Source organism: Pseudomonas sediminis, from assembly GCF_002741105.1.
GTDB lineage: Bacteria > Pseudomonadota > Gammaproteobacteria > Pseudomonadales > Pseudomonadaceae > Aquipseudomonas > Aquipseudomonas sediminis.
The window spans coordinates 252,996-265,063 of sequence record NZ_NIQU01000005.1 but is presented as its reverse complement, the minus strand read 5'-3'; the positions used below and the strand labels follow the sequence as shown (position 1 = coordinate 265,063).

Sequence of the window (12,068 nt, the reverse complement as noted above, 5' to 3'; positions counted from 1 at the left end):
GACTAGCGCTGCTCGTACATACGCCGGACCAGCTCCGGCCACTCCGGCGCGACATAGCCGGTAGCCTGGCGAAAACGCGAGCCATCCAGCGACCTGTCGATCACCAGCGCATCATCCGGGTGAATCTCGATTTGCTTGCCGTACTGAGCCGCCACCAGGCTCAGCAGTCTGAACTTGTCGATTGGCGCAGCGGCGACATGATACAGGCCGTTGAGCTGCGGGTGCGGAATCACGAAGTCCTTCATCACGCGTGCGAGCTCCGCAGTCGGCAAGCCGGAAAAGATTGCCTTGGTGAACCCCTTGACGCCGCCTTGCTGGGAGAGAAACCAGTCAACCAGCGCATAGCTAGACCCTAGCTCATGGCCGATAATCGAGGTACGCAAGGTAATGGCATGCGGCAGATCGTGTAGCTCGCCGATGTACTTGGACTTGCCGTAGAGATCTTCTGCGTCCGAGAGATCGCTCTCCTGATAAAGCCCCTTTCTACCAGAGAACACGCAGTCGGTACTGACATGGATGAACCTTGCACCGGCCAGTTCGCAGAGGCGCGCCAGCCGGTGAGGCAGCATGGCATTGATCGGCAGCGCAGTGAGCGGATCCTTGGCATCGGCCAACTGCTTGATCAGGCCGACGCAGTTGATCACTACATCCGGCCTGACCTTCGCCATCACATCGATCAGCGCATCCTGATCGAGCACATCGACGCCACACATTAGTCGGGCATGGCGGCCCGCTGCGAAGTGCCGCAGCGCCGCTGTGCTGCGGAGAGTACCCCAAGTCTGGTGCGCAGCATCGGCACCGAACACTCGAAAAACGGCATTTCCAAGCATGCCAGTTACACCCAGAACCAGAACCTTTGCCACTTCAGATACCTTAGATTAGCTATAAAGCCCCAAAATTCATGCAACCGTGCGACGAAACAGCAGGCCGCACAACTTATCCGCGACGTATAGCATCAGGATCGTCAGGGCGATGGTACCGAACAGCTTGTAGCTCTGCATCGGTACATAGCCAAAACTGGTGAACCGGTAGGCGACGACCTGCGCAATCAGCGCACAAAGCACCATGTTGCGCCCAGCGAAGCGGTAGGTCAGGTACTCCAAAGCAGCGGCGAAGATGGAGAAAACTGCCACCGCAGCGAAGAGGAACAGATAGGAACCGGGATAGAAGAGGAATGCGATATAACCGGGCAGCGAAATGAAGTGGCGCCCGTCCTCGCCGGTGTTTGAATGATAGGAATTGATGAAATTCTTGTCATAGAAGCTGGTCACTGTGGGATCGAAACGCTCGGCCAGGGCCTGTTCGAAGAGCTCGCTGCCCAGCTCTGGCTTGTCGATTACCGACATCACGCCTTCGATGCCGACCCAGCGATCAATAAACAACGCCGCTGTGTACTGATTGAGAGCCGCTTGCTTTTGCTCCCCCTGGGCCTCGTTCGAATAACCATAAAAAACGTTCAAACGAGCACTATTAACAAGAAACACAGAGCCAACAAAAAGAGCACAGAACAAGACTCCTACATACAGCAACAGCCCAGCGCGCAGCTTCGCCTCTACACGTTGAAATAATGCTGCGCCGCCGTATATCAGGGCTCCTGCATTAAGGATCATGCCGCGACTCATCAACGACACGTTGGAAACGAAGCTCTCCGCCAGCGCCAGCGTGGCGACAAGCCAGAGCTGGTCGCGGTTACGCTCGAACTCGAAGCGCAGCAAAACCGCGGCAAACGCCGCCAGGCCGAAGGTCAGCAGCCAAGTGTAGACGCCGTTCAGGCCGAATGGCAGCTGAGTCCTAGCAACCATGCCACGCTGGTAGATGCCGAACCAGGCATTCGAGACACCGACAAACAGCACCAGCAAAATAAAGCTGGCAAGGGCCAGCCAGCGAAAACGCAGGTACAGGGCAAACAGTCCGGAGAATGCCACCTGCGCGAGGTCCTGCGGGTAGCAAAATAGCTGCGCGCGCGCGAAGCGCACCAGTAGCAATGCGGCAAAGGCGCAGGACGCCACCAGGAGGGCCTGGTCCAAGGACTGCGGCGTGCCCTCGAACGCGCCGACTGGCACCATGAATGCGCCATTCATGAATGCAATGCGCACACTGAACTTGAGCCAGAAGCCGATCCACAGCAACGCGCCGATGAAGGCATCGAAGAAGATCGCACCACGGCCAAAACCGAAGAAAAGCAGCGCCGTAGAAAGCGCCGTGAACAGCAGATAGACCCAGACGCTGCCCTGGTACTCGACCAGCGCACAGCCTCCAATCAGCGCAATCATGGTGAACACCACCAGCCACACGGCCTTGACCAGAACTTCCCAGCGCATAAATTCCTCAGACATCCTTTTCGTTGAAAGCCGCTGGGCGCGCAAACTGAACCAACAGCAGCCCCCAGAGAAAGAACATGATCACGCCAGAGTACGGCTGGCGCAGGCCAACCTTGAAGGCACTGTCGAGCGTGAGCATGAAGATGACCACCAGCGCCAGCCCCAGGGCCGGAGTACTGGCCCAGAACTTACGCCAGCGCCGCAGCACCGCTGCCAGGCTGTACAGCGCCAGCAGCAACAGCGGTAGCAACCCGAGCAGGCCGAAGTTGTAGGCGAAGTCGAGGTAATAGTTCAGTGCACTCGGGTACAGATCACGCGCTGGCGGCTGGGGATGCCCGAACAGGGCACTGGCCCAGCTGCCAGCGATGCCATCGATGTAAAAAGTCCAGCGCTCCAGGTAACCGACCCGCCCTTCCATTTCCTGCATCAACAAATCAGCTGAAGCCGAAAGCGGCGCCGGCCCTTCCCCATGCAGCAGCGTACGAACATGCCAGAGCGCCAGCAGGGCGCCCGCGAGCGCAAGCAGCGGAAGCGCCAGCCGGCGCAAGGTGCGGCCATCATGCCTATGCTGCTGCAGCAGGAACAGCACCAGCCCGAGCGCAAACAGCAGGCCAGCCAGCAGCGACCAAGACAGCACCACGTAGCCCCCCATCGCCAGCGTCAGCCCCTGCAGCCAACCGTGCATGCCTGCGCGCTCCCACAGGCTGAACAGCGCCAGCACATAGGCCGCCACAAATAGCACCGGAACGTACTGCAGATGCTGGTATATACTGAACAGCCGCAGCGAAGGCGACAGCGTCAGGCTGTCGGCCAGCAGCGTGGTCAGCAGCTGCAGCGGCACGATCGCCAGCAGCACCAGTAGGGTCGCGCGCGCCAACAGCTCCAGGGCATCCTCACGCCCGCCGAACTGCTGCCCGAGAACCAGGGCGAACATCGGCAGGATGTACTGGATCAGCAGGATCAGCTTCAGCCGCCCCTCCCCGGTGGTCCCCAGCCCCAGCAGCATGCTGGTCAGCAGCATGCTGATGAACACGAAAAACAGGCTCAGCAGCGCCAGCCGTGCATGCGAATAGCCGCCAAGTAGTACCATCCCCAGGTAGCAGGCGAGCACCGACATTGGGATCGGTAGCAATGCCAGCACTCCGCCACTGCTGAAGCTGCCCGATGGATCGCGGAAAATGCCGCCCTGCAGCTGGAAGAACACCGGCAGGAAAATTACCAGTGCAATCAGCAGCAGCAGGCGCCGCTGGCTAAACCAGCCGCGGTCACGCTGAGGCAGCAGGCCGTGCCGCTCACTGGCGTAGAACACCCACGACAGCAGCGCACCGAGCAGATACAGCAGCGCCAGGGCATTCACCCCCAGGCCGTAGAAAACGAACGGAATACTCGCCACCAGCAGGATGTTCGCCAGGATGTCAGAGCCGAATACATCTCCGCCGACATCGTCCTGGATAATGCGCAGGCGAATGCGCTGCGCCAGCACCATGACCACGCCACCCGCCAGCGAGCAGCCCACTGCCAACCAGAACAGCTGGCCCTTGTGAGTCCAGTCGAGTAACTGCGGCAGGGTCCATACCAGTGCCACCAGCCCCCCCCCTGCCAACAGCAGCGACACCAGCACCAGGTTGAACAGCAGCACCAGGCGCCCCGACCTGGCCGAACGCTGCTCGTGACGCACCATGGTCGGCCCCAGCGCATGGGAGAATACCGCGCCGAGAATGCCGCCCAGCGCAAAGGCCGAGAACAGGTCACCGGCCACCTGCTTGTCTGCCACCAGCAGGATGAAAAGGCGGAACACATACACCGAGACGCCAATGACCGCAGTCGAGCCGAAGTGCGGCAACAGCTGGCGGATGCTTGACAACAGTGGCATGGAGTGAAGCAAGGCCCGGCTAAGTAGGCCGAGGCTAATGCAGCCGATCAGTGGCGACAAGCTCCAGAACAGGGTCGCCGGCAGCGCCAGGACGCCGCCATCGAGCAGCGCCAGCAGCAATGCCAGACTCAGGCAACCCTGGATCAGCAGAAAGCGAAGCGCCGCGCCGCCATGATGATGCAGCTCCTGCTCACTGAGGAAGATTTCCGCCAGCCACTCTGCAGCTCGCCGCACCACCAGCAGCAGCACGAATAGCCAGCCACCGTCAACCATGCCAATGCACAGCATGAAGGCCAGGACACCCAGCGGCAGCAGCATCAGCAGACGCAGTCGGAGGATGCCCGCCGCGCCGACCTCGCCGGACTCGGCCAGGATCAGACTGCGCGCATTGCCAGAGAAGGCGTAGAAAAGCGCCACAGTGGCACCGTGAATCAGACCGAAGTCTGCCGCCAACTCCGGTTTGCCAAACAGGCTCAGGCCGATCATTACCAGCATCATGGCGAAGGTGTTAGCCATGAAGGCGGCGGGGTAAAGCAGCAAACTCATTAGTCAGCCTTTAATTTACGTTCGCCTTCGAACGCATCTTTGAATTCAAGCGTTTAGCAACTCTGCCAGTCGGCGCACCTGACTGGTCATCTCGAAGTGGGCATCGAAATATGCCCGCCCAGAACCACCCATAACTGCACGCTCGCTGTCTTTCAGCGCATGCAGACGGCGAATGTTGGCCACCAGCGGCAGGACCTGCCCGGCCGGCGAAGCTAGACCGGCGCGCGCCTCGCAGACCACTCGGGCACCCTCGCCGTTCATGCAGGCCAGGATCGGCCGTCCGGCGGCCAGGTAAGCCTGAATTTTACTGGGGATGGTCTGTGCAAAAGCCGGTTCGTTGTTCAGCGATACCAGCAGGGCCGAAGCGCGCTCGAAGATCTGTGGCATCGCCTCCATGGGGAAACGCCCCGGCAGTACCAGATTATCCAGGCCGTGCACCTGCTGCTGCGCCTTGAGCCAGGACAGGCGGCTACCGCTGCCCACCAGAACCAGACGGATATGCGGATCATCTCGCAGATGAACCGCCGCCTGCACGATGGTTTCCAGCGCCTGTGCCGTCCCCAGGTTACCGGCGAAAACAACGCAGAAATATTTCTCGAGCAACTCAAGCAACTCGCTCGGCACCGGCACCACAGCCTTCGAACTGCTTATATCCATGGAGTTGGGGTAGTACTGAACCTTCGCGCGGTCAGCGTAGTGCGCCACCGGTTCGACGAAAGCCCGTGACTGCACGAGTAACGTGTCGCACTGATGGTAGATACCGCGCACCATCCAGCCTACTGCACGCAGCAGGTAAGAGTTACGCACAAAGCCTGTGGCTGAGAGGCTCTCAGGCCAGAGGTCTTGCACCCACAGAGCCAGTTTCGCCCGCTTCAACCATTTGAGCAGGATCGCCGGGATCGCCTGGGTAATTGGTGATGGGGCGAATACCAGGATGGCGTCGAACTCACGACCACGTAGCATCCAGGGTAGACACAGCAGACCGCTGAATACAAAGGACAGGTAATTGAGGATCAGATTCTTCGCGCCCCCCTGCCCACGCGGCCACAGCGGCACCCGCAGCACCTCGATACGCCCCAGGTACCGTTCACGCTGGGTACCCGCAGCACGGTAACCATCGAAGACCTTGCCGTCGGGATAGTTGGGCTTGCCGGTGGCTACTATCACCTCGTGCCCCTGCTCGTCGAGCGTACGCACGATGTCGTTGATGATGAAGCTTTCCGGCCAGAAGTACTGCGTCAGTACGAGAATCCTCATGGGCGATCGCCACCCTTGAGGGTTCTCACCTGATCCAGCAGCACGGCAGCCTGGACGCTGCGTCTGAACGGGTCAAGGTAGTCCATATTCGGTTGCACCTTGGCCGTTTCGCCCTGAACGGCAGCCAGCAGGCGCTGCCTAATCCGCGCCACGTCAGCGGCATAATGGGTGCCGACAGCTGCTTGGCGCAGCATGTCCGCTACCAACATGTCATCGGTAACACCCACGGCCAGCACCTCGGTGCCAGATATCAGGTACTCGAAGATCTTGCCGCTGACCACACCCTTGGTCGAACCGACACCATCAGCTACTGGCTGCGAACCGAGGAAGAGCAGGAAGTCAGCGCTTTTCTGCACCGCCAGGATTTCCTGCCGGGGCACCTTGCCGCCGAGTCTTACGAAAGGCGCCACAAGCGGATCGCGGGCAACCGGGAAGTCGTCCAGCGCGGCATAGTCCCCATAGAAAGAGATGGCCAGGTCGCCCTCGGCCAGCAGCCCTTCAGTCACCAGTTGACGAATTGCCAAAAACAGCGGGGTTGGATTCTGCAGGCCTGGCAGTATGCTCCCGGCATAGACGATGTTCACCTTTGCCGGCAGGCTGACCCGAGCCGCATTGCGGAACACGTCAACCTCGTTATCCTCGAAGCCGTTGGGCAGTTCCAGGTAGTCGCGCGGACCATGCAGTTCACGCAATTCCTGCAGCAACGGCGCATTGATCGAACAGATCAGGTCGGCGCGGGCCAGTACCATGCGCTCGTGCCGGCGCTCGAAGGCCCGCACCGGTGCACAGCCGGGAAAGATCGGGTTGCCTGCCCACAGATCGCGATAGTCGGCGACCCAGAACAGCTGTCGGTTCGCCTGCTTGATCAAGGCCGCCGCAGAGTGCGCGGTGTAAGACGGTACCGTCGAATAGAGCAGGTCGAAGTGCTGTTCACGCAGCAGGCTCCGCCCGACCAGCGCCGCGCGCGGCCACCAGAGCACCCGCGGATCGAGGTAATTACTCAGCAACCGGCGCTTGAGCCAGTACTGAAAGGACAGAAGCGCCCGGCGCCAGCCCTTCACCCCCTTGGAATAGCCTTGGACACCACCTGCCTGGCCACCGCGAATCAGCCAGGGGGCGATCTGCTGTACGTGAACACGCGGGTTGTCCCTGAGTCCGGCGGGTAACTCCCCGGTGAAAGGCATGGTCAGCACATGCACGTCATGACCCTGGCGAGACCAGTGGTTAGCGAACGCGTTGACCCTGAGCACGCCAACGGAGGTTTCCGGGCCAAAGTAACTGGAAATAATGAGGATCTTCACGCCACACGCCTAACTGATGAACAACCGAGGGTAAAAGGATTGATGCCGTCCATCGGACTGCCTAGCCCATGAACGTGCGATACCAACGACAGAAATTGATCCAGCGCCAGACCTGCCAGGAAAACGCCTGCCGGCCCGCCACCACGCGGTCGAACTCGGCCAGCATGGCTGCCTGGTCGAGGAACGGTAGCTGCAGGTCTTCGGCGAGCCAGTTGCGCACCTGGCCGGTCATGCCCAACAGCCATTCCTGTTCGGGCGTGGCGAAGCCGATCTTGTCGCGGCGGTCGAGAATATCATCCGGCACTATTCCTCGCATGGCTGCACGGAAAATGTGCTTGGTCTCGCCCTGCGGGGAAATCAGGTAGGACTCGGGCATCGACAACGCCAGCTCGACCATGTCCAGGGTGAGAAATGGCACACGACTCTCAACCGAAAAACGCATCGAGTTGCGATCACCATGGCGTAGCAGCGCCGGTAGCCCGCGCTGAGTGAGGCACAGGACCAGCTCGGCCATCACCCGCCGCCCGGCACTGCCGGCCTGAGCGAGCTGGCGCGGGTAGCGACGGATGATACCGCGCTCCTCCAGCGACGCCGAACGAATCCAGCGCGGCAGGCTGTCCATACCGTTGAGCCGGCGCAGGACATCGTAGAGCGCGCCCTGGCTCATTTCCGCCGCCGCGCGTTTGGCTCCGGCCATACGGCTGCGCCCCGGCCAGCGCGCCCACTGGTCGAGAAAGTGCCAGGCCTCGGCCAGTCGGCCTTTTTCCAGCAGGCTGCGCAGGCGCTGCCCCGGATAACCGTTATAGCCGGCCAGCATCTCGTCGGCGCCCTGTCCGTCCAGGGTCACGGTCACGCCCTGCTCGCGGGCCAGTTGGAATACTCGGTACTGAGCGTAGATGCTGGTACTGCCGAAAGGCTCGCCCTGCGCGGCGATCATGTCGTCCAAATCGCGGGCCAACTCGTCGCCGCTGACCTTCACCTTGTGCGGCCGGGCCCCGACATGCTGGTTGACCCGGTCCACCCACACTTCTTCGGACATCGCGCTGCCATGGGCGATGTAGCTGAAAGTGTTGATCGGCAGGTCCGGCTCCACATGACGCATGGCGCAGACCACCGCCGATGAATCAATGCCGCCGGACAGCGCCGCGCCCAACGGCACATCGCTGCGCAGATGCAGGCGTACACTGGCCAGAAAGCGCTCGCGCAACTGCTCGGTTGCATCGGCCAAGCTGAGGTCGCTGCGTTCCTCGATGCATGGCGTCCACCAGCGATGCGGCTCACCCAGCGCACCAGAAGCCAGATCCAGTTCGACCAGGTGGCCGGGCAACAGGTGCAGCACGCCATCGAGGAAGCTGTGCGCGCCACTGTCGTAGTCGGCATGCACCAGGTAGTCGTAGGCGCGCTGCCAGTCCAGTTGCACCCGCTCCTGCTTGAGCGCCTTGATCGCCGCCACCTCGGAAGCGAACAGGAAGCTGCCCTGCTCGCGGGTGTAGAAGAACGGCTTGATGCCAAAGGCATCGCGCACGCAGGTCAGGCTACCCCGCGCGCTGTCGAACACTGCAAAAGCAAACATGCCCACCAGCCGCGGCAGACACGCGCGCCCCCACTGACGCCAGGCAGCCAGTAGCACCTCGGTGTCCGAACCGGAGACGAAGCGATGCCCCAGCGGCTCCAGCTCTGCGCGCAGCTCGCGGTAGTTGTAGATCTCGCCATTGAAAACGATCGACACGGCCTTGTCCTGCGACTGCATAGGCTGATGCCCTGCCGCAGAAAGATCGATGATTGAAAGCCGCGTATGCCCGAGCGCAGTCACCCCGCCCCGGCTTGTGTACAGCTCGTAGCCACGGTCATCCGGGCCACGCCTGTGCATCGCCGCCAGCGCCCGGGCCAACCTCTCATCCAGCGTGGCCGGCCGGCCAGGCCACCATCCACCCGTGATACCGCACATGACTATCCAATCTCCAAAGACAAGGCGATCCCGCCTTGCAAATCACACACGAGCAGAGCCACCCAAGCGACGTAGTTGCTGCACCACGGCCCGCAGGTCCGCCAGGGGCAACAGCCCGCACACCACGACCACCCCCAGCAGCACACACATCAGCAGGCCCTTGAGCAACAGCGTCAGAGGCAGCGCCAGACCCATTGCCTCAAGCTGCACGCCAACCCCGGCGCACACCACGAAACCCAGGCTCGACAGCAGCAACGCCCGCCAGGCATAGGGAATTCTGTACAGACGTTGACTGAGCGACAACCAGCAAAGGAAGAACAGCGAGGATGCCAGCAAGGTGGCTAGCGCCGCCCCCCAGATGCCCCACAGCGGTACCAGCAGCCAGTTACCGGCCACGCTGGCCATCGCCGACAGCAGCGTCACCCAAAGCTGCCAGTGGGTCTTCTTCGCAATGGCGATGCCCGGCGCGAAGATGTACATCTGCGAGAGCAGTAGCGACGGCGCCAGCACCCCCACCAGCGCCGCACCGGCCATGAACTCGGGGGTGGCGAACAGCATTAGCAGCTCGCGGGCGAACAGCGCCAGGAACAGGCAGCCGGCCAGTGCCACCGACATGAACCAGCTGAACAGCCGAGCGATCTGGCCCGGCGTCTGCGGTTCGCGATAGTGCTGGTAGACCAGCGGCGTCAGCGCCGCCTGAATCCCCAGGATCAGCAGCGCCGCAAGGCCGGCGATACGGCTGCCGATACCGAAATGCCCCACATCCTCCAGGCTGCCGAAGTGATTGAGGGCAAAGCGGTTGATATACAGACTGATGAAAACCGCCAGGCCGGCCGGCACCAACGGTGCCGAAAAGCGCAGCATGGCGCGCAGCTGGCCCGCATCGAACAGCCAGCCGAAGGTCCGCCGTAGTAGCCACAAACACAGCAGGCCGGCCAGCAGCGCCGCCATTAGCTGGGCCAGCATCACCCCGACCAGCCCAAGGCCCAGCCACAGGCAGAAGACCAGGGCAAACAGCAGCGTGAACAGCGCATAGGCCACGCTGGCCAGTGCATAGGCCTTGCTGCGCAGCTCCCAGCGGAACTGGTTGAGCAGCAGGTAATAGATGCCGTTGACCGCAATGAAGCCGACCCCCAGGCGAAACGCATCGAGATACCGGGCATCCCCCAGGACCAGCGCATTGAGCTGCGGCGCAGCCAGCAGGCCGATCAGCAGAAACAATCCGTACATCAGCACGCTGAACCACAGGCTGGTGCTGGCCAGGCGCTTGCGCGCAGCCGGCTCGGGCGCATCGGCCCAATAACGCGCCAGGCCCTGGGTAATCTCCAGGGCCACCACCAGATTGGCCAGCGCCCCTAGGGTAATCAGCAGGTCATAGGCGCCATAGTCGCCCGGTGACAGCACGCGGGTGTAGAGCGGCAGCAGGAAGATCACCAGGCCCTTGGACAGCAACGACGCCAGGCCGTAGACGAGGCTGTCGCGCAATGCAGCCTTAAGCATCTACCGGCTCCTCACCCACTCGAGCGAACTCGACCAGAGCACGTTCCAGACCGGGTTTATCCTGCACCTGCAAGGCGCTCGCGCCAAAGTGCTCAAGCAGCAACGCTACCAGTTTTCTGCTGCGTCCCTGTGGGAGCCCGCATCCACTCAGATAGCGCACGGCAGCCGGATCACACCACCACTGGCCGGGAATATCGTCATTCAGCAACTGCAAATAGCGCCCCGCTACGCCCTTCAGGTTCCAGCTAGACAGGACAAACTGTCGCGCCTGCTCACCCAGTTGCAGACGGAACGCAGAGTCCACCACCAACCGCTCGATGGCCATTTCAAGATCATCCGGCGCAACAAACAGGCTCGGCGGAATATCGGTTGGCTCAAGACACTGCTCAATCGCTTCGGCAAAGTAGCCCCCGACAACGGCCGGCTTACCAAAAAAAGCCGCTTCGGTGGCAAGGGCCGCCAAAGGTGTGTCCGCGTACAGCTGATCGACGATGAAGTCGCAGCGAGCCAGTTCCTGTAGCACCACCTCGTTCGGCATGCCCTGAACTTTCACCAATTCAATCGAATGCCCTTTGCGCCGCAGCCGGTCCAGCACCTCAAGAATCTCGGCCGTCCCCTTGACCAGAGGGTTCGACGGCCCGTGCAGCACTCTTACAGGTCCCGGCCTGCCGGCATCCTGCGGAACAATCCCGGGGCAGACAGGCAATGCCCTGGGAATGCCCAAGGCAAACCAGTTAATGTACGGACGCTCATGGAAGTGCGCCGTTGCGGGTGAGTTAACCAGATAGTCGGCATAGCGCTCGTGCAGACGGAGCTTTCGCTTGCAGCGGCGGACAGTACTCAGCAATGTTGTAGGCAAAGGCAGTTCATCTGCCACCCGGCCAGGAAACCAGCCGCCATCCATATAGGGCGGCCGACTATCGCTGCCGGTGTAAACGAAAACGATCTTTCGCCCCAGGCGCCTGAGCAACCAGAGTTCAAAAGCCGAGTTGGTAATGGTCTGGCCGTAAATGAAGATGAAGGCATCAAAGCGGTTGATAACCCGCAGCAGTACGAGCCACCCCCAGAGGTCATGCGTAGCCACCAGCAGCAATTTGCGCAGCAGGTTAGCGCGCGTTGTCGCATTGCGGGCAGCTCCAATACGTTGCCATGTCCTGACCAGCCACGAACGGGATTCATCGCCATATTTGAACGGGTGGGCAATGGAGAGCATGAGCTGTGCATCAACATGCAACGCACGCAAGCCCTCCACCAGAGCGCCTGCGATACCTGCGATCTCTACAGGCCCGACAAATACCCGTGGAATCTTATGCCCAGCAAAA

At 61.4% G+C, this 12,068-nt stretch carries 8 protein-coding genes; all 8 read right to left on the bottom strand.

Going from position 1 to position 12,068, the window contains the following annotated elements:
• Nucleotides 1-2: 2 nt before the first annotated feature.
• Entirely contained in the window at nucleotides 3-863 is an 861-nt protein-coding gene (locus CDO35_RS14410; protein WP_279432786.1) for a dTDP-4-dehydrorhamnose reductase family protein, read from the bottom strand.
• 36 nt (nucleotides 864-899) lie between these two features.
• On the bottom strand, nucleotides 900-2,336 hold the full coding sequence (locus CDO35_RS14405) for a hypothetical protein (protein ID WP_143507338.1): 1,437 nt from the start codon (nucleotides 2,334-2,336) through the stop codon (nucleotides 900-902).
• Nucleotides 2,329-4,740: a hypothetical protein gene (locus CDO35_RS14400; RefSeq protein WP_099525393.1), complete on the bottom strand. Its 2,412-nt coding sequence runs from the start codon at nucleotides 4,738-4,740 to the stop codon at nucleotides 2,329-2,331. The genes CDO35_RS14405 and CDO35_RS14400 overlap by 8 nt, the downstream gene beginning before the upstream one ends.
• A 45-nt stretch (nucleotides 4,741-4,785) precedes the next feature.
• Nucleotides 4,786-5,997: a glycosyltransferase family 4 protein gene (locus tag CDO35_RS14395; protein WP_099525392.1), complete on the bottom strand. Its 1,212-nt coding sequence runs from the start codon at nucleotides 5,995-5,997 to the stop codon at nucleotides 4,786-4,788.
• Nucleotides 5,994-7,298, bottom strand: coding sequence for a glycosyltransferase (locus CDO35_RS14390; RefSeq protein WP_099525391.1), 1,305 nt, complete (start codon nucleotides 7,296-7,298; stop codon nucleotides 5,994-5,996). Before CDO35_RS14390 ends, CDO35_RS14395 begins: the two co-directional genes overlap by 4 nt.
• A gap of 61 nt (nucleotides 7,299-7,359) precedes the next feature.
• A complete protein-coding gene (asnB, locus tag CDO35_RS14385) occupies nucleotides 7,360-9,246 on the bottom strand; it encodes an asparagine synthase (glutamine-hydrolyzing) (protein WP_099525390.1) in 1,887 nt (628 codons plus the stop codon).
• A 42-nt stretch (nucleotides 9,247-9,288) separates the two neighbouring features.
• A complete protein-coding gene (locus CDO35_RS14380) occupies nucleotides 9,289-10,746 on the bottom strand; it encodes an oligosaccharide flippase family protein (protein ID WP_099525389.1) in 1,458 nt (485 codons plus the stop codon).
• Nucleotides 10,739-11,989: a glycosyltransferase gene (locus CDO35_RS14375; RefSeq protein ID WP_143507336.1), complete on the bottom strand. Its 1,251-nt coding sequence runs from the start codon at nucleotides 11,987-11,989 to the stop codon at nucleotides 10,739-10,741. Before CDO35_RS14375 ends, CDO35_RS14380 begins: the two co-directional genes overlap by 8 nt.
• Between the last annotated feature and the right edge of the window lie 79 nt (nucleotides 11,990-12,068).

Bases quoted from the DNA above. Each gene is read 5' to 3' on its own strand.
- CDO35_RS14405 (WP_143507338.1), bottom strand. From the start codon at position 2,336: ATGTCTGAGGAATTTATGCGCTGGGAAGTTCTGGTCAAGGCCGTGTGG.
- CDO35_RS14400 (WP_099525393.1), bottom strand. From the start codon at position 4,740: ATGAGTTTGCTGCTTTACCCCGCCGCCTTCATGGCTAACACCTTCGCC.
- CDO35_RS14395 (WP_099525392.1), bottom strand. From the start codon at position 5,997: ATGAGGATTCTCGTACTGACGCAGTACTTCTGGCCGGAAAGCTTCATC.
- asnB (WP_099525390.1), bottom strand. From the start codon at position 9,246: ATGTGCGGTATCACGGGTGGATGGTGGCCTGGCCGGCCGGCCACGCTG.
- CDO35_RS14380 (WP_099525389.1), bottom strand. From the start codon at position 10,746: ATGCTTAAGGCTGCATTGCGCGACAGCCTCGTCTACGGCCTGGCGTCG.